A 13,983-nucleotide genomic window follows, 5' to 3' on the forward strand; every position below is an offset into this window, starting at 1 on the left:
CCCCGCTGCGGCCCCCGGAGGGACGGCGCGCTACTCCCCTGCCGGGTCCGGCGACGCCGAGGGCGCCTCGTCGCTCGTGGAGCGGGCGAGCTTGACGACGGTGGCCCCCTCCTCGTCGAACAGGCGGAGCCGTCCGCCGTCGATCGAGGCCATCGCCGCCTCCGAGAAGATCATCGGCAGCGCGACGCCGTCGCAGGCGATCAGCGTGCTCGGCCCGGCCGAGACAGTGAGGGCGCCCTCCTGGTCGATCGACCACTCGCCCTGCGCGCCGTTGCAGCCGTCGGAGCCCGTCCAGGTCCCGTCCTCCGCGATCAGGAGGAAAGGAACGTCGGGCGCGTCGTAGGAGACGCCCGTCACCCAGCGGCCGACCAGGTCCTCCGGGGAGGGCGCCGTCATCGCGTCGACCCCGGAGCCCTCGGCGCAGCCGGTGAGCCCGAGCACGGCCGCGAGGACGAGGATCCCGCCCGCGCGTCCGGCCGCGACCCGCCTCATCGCCCGAGGAGCTTCTGCAGCTGCTCGAGCTCCTCCGGCGTGGGCTGGGCGCCCTTGCCGGCGCCGCCGCCCAGGCCGAAGCCGGAGCCGCCCGCATCGCCCGGGCGGGGCCCGGAGGTGATCGCCGCGTTCTCGGCCGCGCGCTTCGCGGGGTTGCCGGACTTGCTGCTCTTCTTCTTCTGCGGCTTCGGGCGGCCCTGGTAGCCGGCGCCGGGCACCGGGCCCATCCCGGGGACCGAGGGCATGCCGCCCTTGGCGACCGTCTTCATCATCTTGGCGGCCTGCTCGAAGCGCTGGACGAGCTGGTTGACGTCCGTGACCGTCATGCCGGAGCCGCGGGCGATGCGCAGGCGCCGCGAGCCGTTGAGCAGCTTCGGGTTGACCCGCTCCGCCTTCGTCATCGACTGGATGATCGCCTCGGTGCGCACGATCTCGCGCTCGTCGAACTGGTCGAGCTGCTCTCGCATGCCCTTCGCGCCGGGCAGCATGCCGATCATCTTCTTGATCGAGCCCATGTTGCGCAGCTGCTGCATCTGGCCGAGGAAGTCGTCGAGGGTGAACGTGTCCCCCATGATCTTCTCGGCGATCTTCCGCGCCTCGTCCTCGTCGAACGCGGACTGGGCCTGCTCGATGAGCGTCAGCACGTCGCCGAGGTCGAGGATGCGGCTCGCCATGCGGTCGGGGTGGAACTGCTCGAAGTCGTCGAGCGACTCGCCCGTGGAGGCGAAGAGGATCGGGCGGCCGGTGAGCGAGGCGACCGAGAGCGCCGCGCCTCCGCGGGCGTCGCCGTCGAGCTTGGAGAGGACGACGCCGGTGAAGTCGACGCCCTCCTGGAAGGCCTTGGCGGTCGCGACCGCGTCCTGGCCGATCATCGCGTCGATGACGAACAGGACCTCGTCGGGGTTCGTGACGCGGCGGATGTCGGCGGCCTGCTTCATCATGTCGGCGTCGACGCCGAGGCGTCCGGCCGTGTCGATGATGACCGTGTCGTACTGCTTGTCGGTCGCGAAGCGGATCGCGTTCTGGGCGACCTTGACCGGGTTGCCGACGCCGTTGCCCGGCTCCGGCGCGTAGACCGCGACTCCGGCCTGCTCGCCGACGACCTGCAGCTGCTGAACGGCGTTGGGGCGCTGGAGGTCGGCCGCGACGAGCAGCGGGGTGTGGCCGTCCTTGCCGAGGTACTTGCCGAGCTTGCCCGCGAGGGTCGTCTTGCCCGCGCCCTGGAGGCCGGCGAGCATGATGACGGTCGGCGGGCGCTTGGCGAACTCGAGCCGGCGCGACTGTCCGCCGAGGATCGCGACGAGCTCCTCGTTGACGATCTGGACGACCTGCTGGGCCGGATTGAGCGCCTTGTTGACCTCGTCGCCGAGGGCGCGCTCGCGCACCTTGCCGGTGAACTCCTTCACGACCTCCAGCGCCACGTCGGCGTCGAGGAGGGCCCGCCGGATCTCGCGGACGGTGCCGTCGACGTCCGACGCGGAGAGCTTGCCCTTCGTGCGGAGGTTCTTGAAGGTCTCGACGAGTCGATCGGAGAGGGTGCCGAAAGTAGCCATGATGCCCGGAATTCTACCGGAGGCCCGGAGGGTCGGCGGGCGGGGCCGCCGATCCGCTCACGATAGGCGCGATCACCACGGAGCGGATTAACTGGTCCGGGTCCAAGAACAGGGCTAGGGTGGCCCGGTGATCGAGACACTGGTGGCGGGCGACTCCGCGGACCCCCTGGACTACTCCGACGGCTGGGAGCTGCAGCGCCGCCTGCACGCCGAGGTGGTGGCGGGCTCGAGGCCGGACACCCTCGTGCTCTGCGAGCACTCCTCCGTCTACACCGCCGGCAAGCGCACCGAGGCGCACGAGCGCCCGGACGACGGCTCGCCCGTGGTCGACGTCGACCGCGGAGGGCGGATCACCTGGCACGGCCCGGGCCAGCTCGTCGGCTACCCGATCGTGCGGCTCGGCGAGCCCGTCGACGTGGTCGCCTACGTCCGCTCGCTGGAGGGCGTGCTGATCGCCGCTCTCGACGACCTGGGCGTGCAGGGGCGGCGCGTCGACGGGCGCTCGGGAGTGTGGATCCCGAGGGACGGCGGCGCCGACAAGATCGCCGCGATCGGCATCCGCGTCGCCTCGGGCGTGACGATGCACGGCTTCGCCCTCAACGTCTCGAACAGCCTCGAGCCCTACGCCCGCATCGTCGCCTGCGGCATCGCCGACGCCGGGGTGACCACGCTCGAGCGCGAGCGCGGCGAGGCTCCGCCCATGGAGGCGGTGCGGGCGCGGGTGGCGGCGCGCTTCTCGGAGGCGGCCCCCGCCTTCTCCGCCCGCATCGAGGAGGTCGCCGCGTGAGCGCCGAGGCCGGCGGCCGCAAGCTCCTGCGGCTGGAGATCCGCAACGCCGAGACGCCGATCGAGCGCAAGCCCGAGTGGATCCGCACGAAGGCCTCGATGGGCCCGGAGTACCGGCAGCTGCAGTCGCTGGTGAAGAGCGAGGAGCTGCACACCGTCTGCCAGGAGGCGGGCTGCCCCAACATCTTCGAGTGCTGGGAGGACCGAGAGGCGACCTTCCTCATCGGGGGCGCCCAGTGCACCCGCCGCTGCGACTTCTGCCAGATCGACACCGGGAAGCCCGCGGACTACGACGCCGACGAGCCCCGGCGCGTCGGCGAGTCCGTGGCGCGGATGAACCTCCGCTACGCGACCGTCACCGGAGTCGCCCGCGACGACCTGCCGGACGAGGGCTCCTGGCTCTACGCCGAGACCATCCGCCAGATCCACGCCCAGGCTCCGGGCACGGGGGTCGAGATCCTGGTCCCGGACTTCACCGGCCGCGCCGAGCACCTGCAGAGGGTGTTCGACGCGGAGCCGGAGGTGTTCGCCCACAACGTCGAGACGGTGCCGCGGATCTTCAAGCGCATCCGGCCGGCCTTCCGCTACGAGCGCTCGCTCGACGTGCTCACTCAGGGCCGGGAGGCGGGGCTGATCACGAAGTCGAACCTCATCCTCGGCATGGGCGAGGAGCGGGAGGAGATCTCGCAGGCGCTGCAGGACCTCCACGACGCCGGCACCGACATCGTGACCATCACGCAGTACCTCCGCCCGACGCCGCGGCATCTGCCGGTGGACCGCTGGGTGCACCCGGAGGAGTTCGTGGCGATCAAGGAGGAGGCCGAGGACATCGGCTTCCTCGGCGTCCTCGCGGGGCCCCTGGTCCGCTCCTCCTACCGGGCCGGCCGGCTCTGGGCGCGCTCGATGGAGTCGAAGGGGCTGCCGGTCCCGGAGCACCTGCGCCACCTCGCAGACGCGGCGCTGGGCTTCTCGCAGGCCGTGTAGCCCGCCACCGGGACGGCGCCGGCGCGTCGTCCCGGGCGGGGCCGCTCAGCTGACGAGCTGCTGGGCGAAGACGTGGGGGGTGAAGCCGGTGAGGTCGCCGATGCCCTCGCCCTGGCCGACGAGCTTGATCGGGATGCCGGTGCGCTCCTGGACCGCGAGGACGAAGCCGCCCTTCGCGGAGCCGTCGAGCTTGGTGATGACCAGGCCGGTGACGCCCGCGTGCTCGATGAACGCCTCGGCCTGGCTCAGCCCGTTCTGACCGGTCGTCGCGTCGAGCACGAGCAGGATCTCGGAGATCGGGGCCTGCTTCTCGATGACGCGCTTGATCTTCGTGAGCTCGTCCATCAGCCCGCCCTTGGTGTGCAGGCGGCCGGCCGTGTCGATGATGACCATCTCGACGCCGGTGTCCTTCGCGAACTGCACGGTCTGGAAGGCGACGGACGCCGGATCCTGGCGCTCCTGCTGCGGGCGGACGATCTGGGCGTCGGCGCGCTGCGCCCAGGTGGCGAGCTGGTCGACCGCCGCGGCGCGGAAAGTGTCGGCCGCGCCGACCACGACGCTCCGGCCGTAGTTGCGGAGGAACTTGGCGAACTTGCCGATGGTCGTGGTCTTGCCGACGCCGTTCACGCCGACCACGAGGATCACGGCGGGGCGCTCGCTGAGCTTGAGGGTCGTGTCGTACTTCGACAGACGCTCCTCGAGGGACTCGCGGAGCATCCGCTGCAGGTCGCGCGGGTCGGTGGTGGAGTAGCGGGCGACCTTGGCGCGGAGGTCGTCGACGATCTCCTCGGTGATGTCGGGGCCGAAGTCGGCGGTGATCAGCGCCGTCTCGAGGTCGTCCCAGGTCTGGTCGTCGATCGTGCGCTTCTCGAACAGGCCGCGCAGTGCGCGGCCGAGCGACCAGGAGGTGCGTTCTGCCATGGGTCCAGGCTACCGGCGGGCGCGCCTCCGAGCGGTCGGGGAGGCGGGTTCAGGCCGGGGGCGCGGCGACGCGCTGGCCGACGACGGCCGAGACGCCGTCCTGCCGCATCGAGACGCCGTAGAGGGCGTCCGCGATCTCCATGGTCCGCTTCTGGTGGGTGATGACGATCAGCTGGCTCGAGGTGCGCAGGTCCTCGAAGATGCTGAGCAGTCGGCCGAGATTCGCGTCATCGAGGGCGGCCTCCACCTCGTCCATGATGTAGAAGGGGCTCGGCCGCGACTTGAAGATGGCGACCATGAACGCCACGGCCGCGAGCGAGCGCTCCCCTCCGGAGAGGAGCGACAGCCGCTCGATCTTCTTGCCGGCCGGCCGCACCGCGACCTCGATGCCGGTGGTGAGCAGGTTCTCCGGGTCGGTCAGGCGGATGCTGCCGGTGCCGCCGGGGAAGAGGACGGGGAACACGTCCGCGAACGCCGCCTGCGTGTCGTCGAACGCGGAGGCGAACACGGTCTGCATCGTCTCGTCGAGCTCCTCGATGATGGTGAGCAGGTCGCGCCGGGTCCCGGTGAGGTCGGCCAGCTGCTCGGTCAGGAACGCGTGCCGCTGCTCCAGCGCGGCGAACTCCTCCAGCGCGAGCGGATTGACGCGGCCCAGCTGCCCGAGCTGCTTCTCGGCCTTCTCGAGGCGGCGGCGCTGCTCCTCGCGGAGGTAGGGCCGCGGCTCCTGCTCCACGTCCGTCTCGTCGGGGACGCCGACTCCGGGACCGTACTCCTCCACCAGCACATCCTCGGTGAGCCCGAGCTCGGACGCGGCGCGCTCGAGCAGACCGGTGAGCTGCAGCCTCTTCTCGTAGATCTGCAGCTCGAGGCCGTGGACGCTCTCGGTGACGGACTGGAGCCGGTCGCGCACGCTCCCCTCCTCGCGGCGGAGCCCCTGCAGCTCGGCGTTCTGCTGCGAGCGCGCCGCCTCGGCCGCGACGAGCTCGGCCCGGGCCTGCTGGACGGAGCGGTCGACGGAGGCGAGGACGGCGGGGAGCGCGGCGGTCACCTCGGCCGCCGCGTCGCGCTGGCGACGGCGGATCACGGCGCGGCGCGCGGCCTCGTCGGCGGCGGCGCGGTCGGCGGCCAGCTGGCGGGCCAGCGCCTCCCCGCGGGACTGCTCCGCCCGCACCCGCTCCTTGGCGGTCTCGACGCCGAGCCGCGCCTCGATCTCGCGCTCGCGTGCGGTGTCGACGTCGCGCTGCAGACCGTCGCGCGCGCTCGCGTCGAGCACCGGCCGGGGCCTGGCGCGCGCGGCGTCGAGCGCCGACCTCGCCTCCTGGGCCGCGCGCTCGGCGTCGCCGACCCGGTCCGAGGCGACGGCCAGCGCCCTCGAGCCCCGGCCGTGCTCGGCGGTGGCCGCCTCGAGCTGGGCGCGCACGCCGCCGAGCCGCTCGGTGTGGGCGGCACGGGCGGCGTCGTGCTCGCGGAGGGCCGAGAGCGCGCTCGCGGCCTGCTCCTTCGCGCCGCGGAGCGCTCCGGTCTGCTCGGCGAGTTCGAAGCGGAGCCGGTCGATCCCGCCCTCGACCTCCTCCAGCCGGGCGGCGGCGGAGTCGCGCTCGGAGACGAGCTCGATCCGGCTGCGCTGCCCGCCGGAGCCGGCGCTCTGCACGGCGTCGGAGACGGTCGCGCCGTCGCGGGTGACCAGGACGGTGCCCGGATCGATGCGCTCCCTCAGGCGCCGCGCCGCGGCGAGGTCCTCGACCACGAGCACGCGCTCGAGGAGCGAGAGGACCCCGGCCGGCGCCGAGACGAGGTCGCCCGCGCGTTCCGCCCCCTCGGGAACGGTGAGAGCGACGTACGGCCGGGCGGCGTCGGCGACCAGCAGCTCGACGCGTCCGAGGTCGCGCTCCAGCGCGGCGTCCAGAGCCGCGTCGGCCCGGGTGGTCGACTCGACCAGCACGGCGTCGGCGACCGCGCCGAGGGCGGCGGCGATCGCGGCCTCGGAGCCCGGCCGCACCTGGATCCGCTCGGCGACCCGGCCGCGCACCCCCTCGATCCGGGCGGCGATCAGCTCGGCCGAGCCGTCCGAGACGTCGAGGGCCAGCGACAGGGCACCCGTGCGGGCGGCCAGCGCCTCGCGCTCGCGCTCCAGGGCGTGCAGCTCCTCGCGCAGCCGCTCGATTCCGGCCTCGGCGGCCGAGACCGCGGACTGGGCGAGCTCGTAGCCCTCGTCGAGGCCGCCGTCGGGGCCACGGCCCGCGTCGTCCAGCTCGGCCTCCAGAGCGTCGAGCGCCCGCCGCGCCGCCTCCTTCCGCCGGTCGGCCGCGTCGAGGGTGTTCTGCGCGCGCAGGACCTCGCCCCGGATGGACGCGAGACGGGAGGCGGCGGTGTCGGCCTGCCCCGAGAGGGTGGAGAGCTCGAGGTCGTAGCGCGAGACGAGGGCCGCCTGCGCGGCGATCTCCTCGTCGACCGCGTCGAGGGCGGAGCGGGCGGCGACGGTCGTGCGCTGCGCCTGGACCCACGCCGTCTCCGCGTCGAGGACGGCCTGCCGCAGGCGCTCCAACTCGACCCGCGCCTCCTCCACCTGCGCCGGCGTCACGCGCGGCTGGATCTGCGGCTGCTCGGACTCGAGCTCGAGCATCGCGAGCCGCTGCCCGGCGAGGGCCGAGAGGTTGCGCAGCCGCTCCTGCACCGACTCCAGCTCGAACGAGGTGCGCCGGGCGTCGTCGACCGCGTCGCCGACCACCTCCGCCTCGATCCGCGCTCGCCGGAGCGTCGCCTGCTCGAGCCGCTGCTGCAGGACCACCCGCTCGCTGTGCCGCTCGCTCTCGGTGCGGGCGAAGCCGTCCAGAGCGGTCCGGAGCTCGACCACGTCGTCGGCGAGCAGGCGCGCCCGGGCGTCGCGCACCACGGCGGCGATCGTCTGAGCCTGCCGTGCGACCTCGGCCTGGCGCCCGAGGGGCTTGAGCTGGCGCCGGATCTCGCCCGCGAGGTCGGAGAGGCGGGTCAGGTTCGCCTGCATCGCCTCGAGCTTGCGGAGCGTCTTCTCCTTGCGGCGTCGGTGCTTGAGGATCCCGGCGGCCTCCTCGATGAACCCGCGCCGCTCCTCGGGGGTCGCGTGCAGCACGGCGTCGAGCTGTCCCTGCCCCACGATGACGTGCATCTCGCGCCCGAGACCGGAGTCGCTCAGCAGCTCCTGCACGTCGAGCAGCCGGCAGCCGCGTCCGTTGATCGCGTACTCGCTGCCGCCGTTGCGGAAGAGGGTCCGGGTGATCGTCACCTCGGTGTACTCGATCGGCAGGGCGCCGTCCGAGTTGTCGATGGTGAGCGCGACCTCGGCGCGGCCGAGGGGTCCGCGGGTGGAGGTGCCCGCGAAGATGACGTCCTCCATCTTGCCGCCGCGGAGCGTCTTCGCCCCCTGCTCCCCCATCACCCAGGCGAGCGCGTCGACGACGTTGCTCTTGCCCGAGCCGTTGGGGCCGACGACGCAGGTGACCCCCGGCTCGAAGGCGAACGTGGTCGGCTGAGCGAAGGACTTGAAGCCCTTGAGGGTCAGGCTCTTCAGGTACACCCGGCCGCCTCGCTCCCGTCCACAACGCCTCCACGGTAGCCGACGGCCGCGGCCGGGCCGGGAGGCGGAGCCCCGACCGGCCGACGGACCGCCGCGATCCCGCACCGGAACAGGCGCAGGAGGCCGCCGCGGGCGCCGGGACGTGCACACTGGGGTGGTGAACCGCACCTCCGACCCGGCGCTCCGGATCCGCGAGCTCGCGATCCCCGAGGCCGTGGGCGCCGACGGCTGGAGCGACTTCCTCGCCCTGACCGCGATCGGCGATGCGGTGGGGACCGCCCCGGACTGCCGGGCCGTCTACACCTGGAACGCCGAGGAGAACCGACCGATGCTCGCCGTGAACGAGGCCGTCGGCTTCACCCCCGTCGCCCACGAGGGCCAGTGGAGGAAGGAGCTCTCATGACCCCGCTCGTCGAGCCCGGACCGCCGCTGACCGCCGCCGAGCGCGAGCGGTTCGCCCGGCAGATCCGCCTGGCGCCCCTCGGGGAGCTCGGACAGCGGCGCCTCCGGAACGCGCGCGTGCTGATCCTCGGCGCGGGCGGCATCGGCTCGCCGGTGATCACGGCGCTCGCCGCGGCCGGGATCGGGCGGCTCGGCATCGTGGACGGCGACGTCGTCGAGCTCTCGAACCTGGCGCGGCAGACGGCGCACGACGACTCCTCGGTGGGCCGGTCGAAGGCGGAGTCGGCGGCGGCGACCGCGCGGCGGCTCTCCCCCGGCATCGACGCCCGGGCCTTCCCGGTGTCGCTGACCTCGGCCAACGTCGACGCCCTGGTGGCGGGCTGGGACGTCGTGGTCGACGGCTTCGACACCTTCGGCGCGCGCTACCTCGCCTCGGACGCGACGACGCGCGCCGGGATCCCGCACGTGTGGGGGTCGGCGCTCGGCTTCGACGGGCAGCTCTCGACCTTCTGGGCCGGCGCTCCGGGCGGAGGGGTGACCCTGCGCGCGCTGCACCCCGAGGCCGAGGACGCGGGCGACAGCTGCTCGACGGTGGGCGTGCTGGGCGCGCTCTGCGCGCTGATCGGCTCGGCCATGGCGGCCGAGGTCGTGAAGCTCGTGACCGGGGCGGGCGAGCCGCTGTTCGGTCGCGTCCTCGTGCACGACGCCCTCGACTCCTCCTGGGCCGAGCTCCCTCTCGAGCGGCGGGTGCCGCCGGTCCCGGAGCGGCGGGCCGCGGCGGGCTCGATCACGGCGGCCGAGCTGCGGGAGCGGCTGGCCTGGCCGACGCCCCCGACCGTCGTCGACCTCCGCGAGGACGACGAGGACCGGTCCGTCGCGGTGCCCGGTGCCGTGCGGATGCCGATGTCGCGCTTCGACCCCGTCGCTCTGCCGGCCGGTCCGCTCGTGCTGCACTGCGCCTCCGGGGTCCGATCGCGTCTCGCGGCGGAGCGCGCGGCGGCGGCGGGCGTGGCGTCCGACTCGCTCGACGGCGGGATGGCGTCGTGGCGGGAGCGGTGACCCGTGCCGCGGCCGCGTGCGCCGCGGAACGGGTGGGGTGAGGCGCACCCAGCGCCCTGCCGATCGGCGACCCGGGATGTTCGGTGCTCGCAGCGGAGAGGATCCGTCCTTCTCCGCGGATCAGGGCGGAGCAGTGTCCGAAGCTGATCGGCGGTGGCGTGCTCGCGGCCACCGTTCCGAGGAGAGCACCCATGCCGACGCCTTCACCGCACTCCGCGCGGCAGGCGGCGCTGCTCGATCCTCCCGACCCGCTCGACCCCGGCGCGGAGGCGTGATGCCCGAGGTCTGGAGTCCCGCCGAGAGGCGGCTGCGTCGGCTCGGCTGGATTCCGCGGCGCCCCCTGCCGCGAGGTGCCGTCTGCGACGCGATCGTCTCGCCGCGCCTCAGCCTCAGCCGCGCCTGGCTGCAGACCGGGGAGTTCGAGGTCCTCCCCCATCCCGGAAGGCTCCGCGTGCTCTTCAGCCTCGACGGGACCGGCCGCCTCTCCGCCCGGGGCCGCGACCACCGGCTCCCGGCCGGCAGCGCTCTCGTGACCCGCGCCTCGACGGTGCAGTACGCGGCGGCGCTCAGTCCGTGGGCGCGCTTCGAGTGGCAGCTGCGCCCCTCGGTGCTCCGCGCGAGCGAGTTCGCCTCGCTCACGGACCGGGTCCTCGCCCTCCCCGAGGCCTACTGGCGCGCACTCACCGGTGCGGCGAACACTGTCCTCACTTTCGGCGTCGAGCCCTCGGACGCGGCCTTCGAGCACTTCGAGATCGCGAGCGAGCACCTCCTGGCCTCGGCCTTCTCGGCGCTGCTGCCCTCCTCCGACCGGGAGGACCGGTCCCCCGCCGCCGTGTACGCGAACGGCACGCGCCTGATCGAGCGGCACTACCGCGACCGCTCCTTCACGGTGGAGACGCTCGCGGAGAGTCTCGGCGTGTCGGTCAGCCACCTGCACCGGGCGTTCTCGGCCGCCGGCACCACCCCTCGTCAGCGGATCGAGCGCGCGCGGGCCTTCGAGGCGCAGCGCCTCCTCGACGAGCTCGGCCCGCGGGCGGCGACGGACCTGGACCGCGTGGCGCGGTCGGCCGGCTTCAGCTCGCGGATCCACATGCAGCGGACCCTCCGCCGGATCGACGACGCGGGCTGACGTGCGCCGCCGCGTCCCCCGCGCCGGACGGGCTCCCGGCGAGGAGGCGCCCTGAGTGGCTCCCCCGGTCCGGCGGCGCGACGGAACGTCCACGGTCGGGCATGGAACCTCGTCGCGGCCCGTTCCGCGTCGACCGGAGGCCGGACGTTCGGCAGGATCGGCGCGTCCACCACCCCTCGCACGAAAGAAAGAAAAGGAACACCATGACGGACACCAACGCCCTGGACCCGACGGCAGCGCACTCGCGCTCCCTCCCACCGCGGATCGACTCGACCCGCGGGGGGCCCGCCCGGCGGACGATCATGTCGGGTGCGGCCTGGTCCGTCCCCGTCGTCGCCGCGGCGGTCGCGACCCCCGCGGCCGCCGCGTCCACCGGCCTCACCCTCGCCTTCGACGCCCCGGCGTACTCCTTCCCCGCCTGCACCACGAGAACGGTCTCCGTCCTCGCCACGACCAACGGCGCTCCCGCTGCGGGCGACACGGTCACCATCACTCTCCCCGCCGGCCTGACCAGCGGCGGCGCGCAGACCGTCAGGGCGACGACCGGCGCGGACGGACGCGTGAGCATCCCGGTCACGGCCGGGAACGTGGCGCAGAACGGCATCACCCTCTCCGCCGTCTCCGGCGCCGCGGGCGCGACGGCGACCGCGAGCACCACCGCGACCACGGGGACCGCCGTCCGGTACGTCACCGACGGCGGACGGACGACGACGGAGTCGAACGGCAACGTGCCCTCGGGAGCCAAGACCGTCGGACCCCGGTACTACCTGACGGAGTCGGGCGAGCTCTATCACGGCGGGGGGCGGATCGCGCGCGGCGTCACCAGCGTCCAGGGCTTCCGCGACGAGCAGAACCGCGACGTCGCCGACTTCGTCGTCGACGGCGTCTTCTACCGCTTCGTGACCGGAGAGGCCGCGCCGAAGGCCATCGGGAGCGGCGTGCCGGCCGGATCGACGGTCCATGCGCCCGCCTTCTACGTCACACCGAACGGCGAGCTGCGGCGCGCCGGCGGAGCCCTCGTGACCACCGGAGTGACGAGCGCGGACTCCTTCCGCGACCAGAGCAACAACGACGTCATCGACGTGATCGTCGGCTCGGAGCTCGTCCGCTACATCTCCTCCACGAAGAACCAGGTCTACGCCAGGAACGTTCCGGCAGGATCGACGGCCTTGGCGCCCTCGTACCACCTGACGCCGGACGGGCGCCTCTTCAACAGCAGCATCCTGGTCGCCACCGGGGTGACCAGTGCCGACGCCTACCGCGATCGACAGAACCGTGACGTCGTGGACGTGATCCAGAACGGCGCTCTCGTCCGGTACGGCGCGTTCGCGGACAGGACGCAGCCGCAGATCCGCGTCGCCTCCGGCGTGCCCTCCGACGCCACCATCTTCGCGCCGGACGCCTACGTGACCCGGGACGGCAGGGCCTTCGTCAGCGGCGTGCTGGTCGCCACCGGAGTCTCCTCGGCGTTCGGATTCCTCGACGTGCAGAACCGCAACGTGCTCGACACGATGACCAACGTCCTGTGCCCGTGACGCACGGGATCGGCCGCTGATCCGATCCTGCCCCGCCGCACGCGGGTCCGAGGGAGGCGTCCCACGGGTCCCTGTGCGGCGGGACAGGACCAGTCCGTCCTCGGGATGCAGCGTCCTCCAGAAGCGCGGACGCACCTGCCGCGAACCGCGCGGAGCGGACGCACCGGTCCGGTCGAGGACGGCTCGTCACGGAGGGCTCTTCGGGGTCAGCCGCCGGCGAACGGCGGCAGGACGTCGACCGCGGCATCGGGACGCAGCGGCGTGGCCCTGTCCGCGGTCGACACGCCGTCGACCAGGTAAGTGCACCGTGCGAGCACGTCGGCGGCCGAGGGCGCGGAGGCGACGAGTCTCTCCTCGAGAGCGCCCAGGTCGGGCACCTCGTCGAGCTCGTCGGAACCACGGCCGAGGGCGGCCTTGGCCGCCGCGAAGTAGCGGACCCGCATGCTCATCCGCCGATCGCGCTCATCGTGCGCTCGGGCTGCACGAAGCCCGCCCGGTTCATCTCGTGTCCCGCGGGCTTGGCCCACATCGCCCCGCGCCAGAGCTGGGCGACCTCGTGGTCGTCCGCGCCCGCGCGCATCGGGCCGAGCAGGTCCGTCTCCTCGTTCGAGAAGAGGCAGCTGCGGACACCTCCCTCGGCGGTGAGCCGGGTGCGGCGGCAGTCGTCGCAGAAGTTCTCGGTGACGGACGCGATGATCCCCACCTGGCCGAGCACCTCGGACCCCCCGGCCTCGCGGACGTCGAAGAGCTCGGCGGGGGCGCCGTCGCGGGGGGCCGCGTGCGGGCTGAGCGAGAAGCGCTCCGAGAGCAGCGCCCGGATGTCCGCGGCGGTGATCATGGTCGCGCGGTCCCAGCCGTGGTCGGCGTCGAGCGCCATCTGCTCGATGAAGCGGAGCTGGTGGCCTCCCGCGAGGGCCCAGGCGAGCAGCTCCGGGGCCTCGTGGTCGTTGATCCCGGGCAGGAGCACCGCGTTGATCTTGGTCTGGTCCAGGCCGGCGGGACCGAGCGCGTCGATGCCCGCGAGCACGCGGTCGAGGAACGGGCGACGGGTGACCTTCGCGAAGGTCTCGGCGCAGATCGAGTCGAGCGAGACGTTGACGCGGTTCAGGCCGGCGTCGGCGAGCGCCGCCGCCCGACCCGACAGGCCAATCGCGTTCGTGGTGAGCGAGATCTCGGGGCGCGGGTCGAGGGAGGCGACGTCGCGGATGATGTCGACGAGGTCCTTGCGCAGGAGCGGCTCGCCGCCGGTGAAGCGGATCTGGCGGACGCCGAACTGCTCCACGGCGATGCGCGCGAGGCGGAGGATCTCCTCACGGCTCAGCAGGGACGCGGGCGGCTGGAACGGCAGGCCCTCCGCCGGCATGCAGTAGGTGCAGCGCAGATTGCACTTGTCCGTCAGCGAGATCCGCAGATCGTCCGCGACGCGCCCGTAGGTGTCCAGGAGGAGCGGGGTGGCGGGGCGGTCGGCCGGGAGGACCGCGCTGCGCTGTCGGGGCCGGAAGCCCGGGATCCCCAGTGCTGTGCTCATCCGCTCACACTACGCCGCGGAACCGGGCGCGACCCGGCAAG

At 73.4% G+C, this 13,983-nt stretch carries 12 protein-coding genes; 6 read left to right on the forward strand and 6 right to left on the reverse strand.

Going from position 1 to position 13,983, the window contains the following annotated elements; translation table 11 throughout:
- Positions 1 to 30: 30 nt before the first annotated feature.
- Positions 31 to 492 carry an META domain-containing protein gene (locus C5C95_RS06630; RefSeq protein WP_104226881.1) on the reverse strand — a complete coding sequence of 154 codons (462 nt, stop codon included), beginning with the start codon at positions 490 to 492 and terminating at the stop codon, positions 31 to 33.
- A complete protein-coding gene (gene ffh / locus C5C95_RS06635; protein ID WP_104226882.1) occupies positions 489 to 2,045 on the reverse strand; it encodes a signal recognition particle protein in 1,557 nt (518 codons plus the stop codon). Before ffh ends, C5C95_RS06630 begins: the two co-directional genes overlap by 4 nt.
- Before the next feature lie 127 nt (positions 2,046 to 2,172).
- Between ffh and lipB the strand changes: the two genes are divergently transcribed.
- The gene (gene lipB, locus C5C95_RS06640; protein ID WP_104226883.1) at positions 2,173 to 2,832 is read left to right on the forward strand and encodes a lipoyl(octanoyl) transferase LipB; all 660 of its coding nucleotides are present in this window, start codon (positions 2,173 to 2,175) and stop codon (positions 2,830 to 2,832) included.
- The gene (gene lipA / locus C5C95_RS06645; RefSeq protein ID WP_104292199.1) at positions 2,829 to 3,815 is read left to right on the forward strand and encodes a lipoyl synthase; all 987 of its coding nucleotides are present in this window, start codon (positions 2,829 to 2,831) and stop codon (positions 3,813 to 3,815) included. Before lipB ends, lipA begins: the two co-directional genes overlap by 4 nt.
- Positions 3,816 to 3,860: 45 nt before the next feature.
- Here lipA and ftsY read toward each other — a convergent pair whose 3' ends face one another.
- The gene (gene ftsY, locus C5C95_RS06650; protein ID WP_104223920.1) at positions 3,861 to 4,736 is read right to left on the reverse strand and encodes a signal recognition particle-docking protein FtsY; all 876 of its coding nucleotides are present in this window, start codon (positions 4,734 to 4,736) and stop codon (positions 3,861 to 3,863) included.
- A 49-nt stretch (positions 4,737 to 4,785) separates the two neighbouring features.
- Positions 4,786 to 8,289: a chromosome segregation protein SMC gene (gene smc / locus C5C95_RS06655; RefSeq protein ID WP_104324090.1), complete on the reverse strand. Its 3,504-nt coding sequence runs from the start codon at positions 8,287 to 8,289 to the stop codon at positions 4,786 to 4,788.
- Positions 8,290 to 8,446: 157 nt separating this feature from the next.
- Between smc and C5C95_RS17950 the strand changes: the two genes are divergently transcribed.
- The 4 genes from C5C95_RS17950 to C5C95_RS06675 all read left to right on the forward strand — a co-directional run bounded on the left by C5C95_RS17950 (position 8,447) and on the right by C5C95_RS06675 (position 12,414).
- A complete protein-coding gene (locus C5C95_RS17950) occupies positions 8,447 to 8,692 on the forward strand; it encodes a hypothetical protein (RefSeq protein ID WP_181028756.1) in 246 nt (81 codons plus the stop codon).
- On the forward strand, positions 8,689 to 9,750 hold the full coding sequence (locus C5C95_RS06665; protein ID WP_104309820.1) for a ThiF family adenylyltransferase: 1,062 nt from the start codon (positions 8,689 to 8,691) through the stop codon (positions 9,748 to 9,750). The genes C5C95_RS17950 and C5C95_RS06665 overlap by 4 nt, the downstream gene beginning before the upstream one ends.
- Before the next feature lie 274 nt (positions 9,751 to 10,024).
- Entirely contained in the window at positions 10,025 to 10,879 is an 855-nt protein-coding gene (locus C5C95_RS06670) for an AraC family transcriptional regulator (RefSeq protein ID WP_104226887.1), read from the forward strand.
- Positions 10,880 to 11,082: 203 nt separating this feature from the next.
- A complete protein-coding gene (locus tag C5C95_RS06675; RefSeq protein ID WP_104324091.1) occupies positions 11,083 to 12,414 on the forward strand; it encodes a hypothetical protein in 1,332 nt (443 codons plus the stop codon).
- A gap of 206 nt (positions 12,415 to 12,620) precedes the next feature.
- Here the strand turns inward: C5C95_RS06675 and C5C95_RS06680 are convergent, their stop codons facing one another.
- Positions 12,621 to 12,863 (reverse strand): MoaD/ThiS family protein, encoded by a 243-nt coding sequence (locus C5C95_RS06680; protein ID WP_104223924.1) that lies wholly within the window; start codon positions 12,861 to 12,863, stop codon positions 12,621 to 12,623.
- Complete coding sequence (gene moaA / locus C5C95_RS06685) at positions 12,860 to 13,942, reverse strand: GTP 3',8-cyclase MoaA (RefSeq protein ID WP_104226889.1); 1,083 nt, start codon at positions 13,940 to 13,942, stop codon at positions 12,860 to 12,862. Before moaA ends, C5C95_RS06680 begins: the two co-directional genes overlap by 4 nt.
- Positions 13,943 to 13,983 lie beyond the last annotated feature (41 nt).

Source organism: Rathayibacter sp. AY1B7, assembly GCF_002932735.1.
GTDB lineage: Bacteria > Actinomycetota > Actinomycetes > Actinomycetales > Microbacteriaceae > Rathayibacter.

Coding starts and splice junctions, on each gene's coding strand:
- C5C95_RS06665 (WP_104309820.1), top strand. CDS start 8,689: ATGACCCCGCTCGTCGAGCCCGGACCGCCGCTGACCGCCGCCGAGCGC.
- C5C95_RS06670 (WP_104226887.1), top strand. CDS start 10,025: ATGCCCGAGGTCTGGAGTCCCGCCGAGAGGCGGCTGCGTCGGCTCGGC.
- ffh (WP_104226882.1), bottom strand. CDS start 2,045: ATGGCTACTTTCGGCACCCTCTCCGATCGACTCGTCGAGACCTTCAAG.
- ftsY (WP_104223920.1), bottom strand. CDS start 4,736: ATGGCAGAACGCACCTCCTGGTCGCTCGGCCGCGCACTGCGCGGCCTG.
- C5C95_RS06675 (WP_104324091.1), top strand. CDS start 11,083: ATGACGGACACCAACGCCCTGGACCCGACGGCAGCGCACTCGCGCTCC.
- C5C95_RS06630 (WP_104226881.1), bottom strand. CDS start 492: ATGAGGCGGGTCGCGGCCGGACGCGCGGGCGGGATCCTCGTCCTCGCG.
- C5C95_RS06680 (WP_104223924.1), bottom strand. CDS start 12,863: ATGAGCATGCGGGTCCGCTACTTCGCGGCGGCCAAGGCCGCCCTCGGC.
- moaA (WP_104226889.1), bottom strand. CDS start 13,942: ATGAGCACAGCACTGGGGATCCCGGGCTTCCGGCCCCGACAGCGCAGC.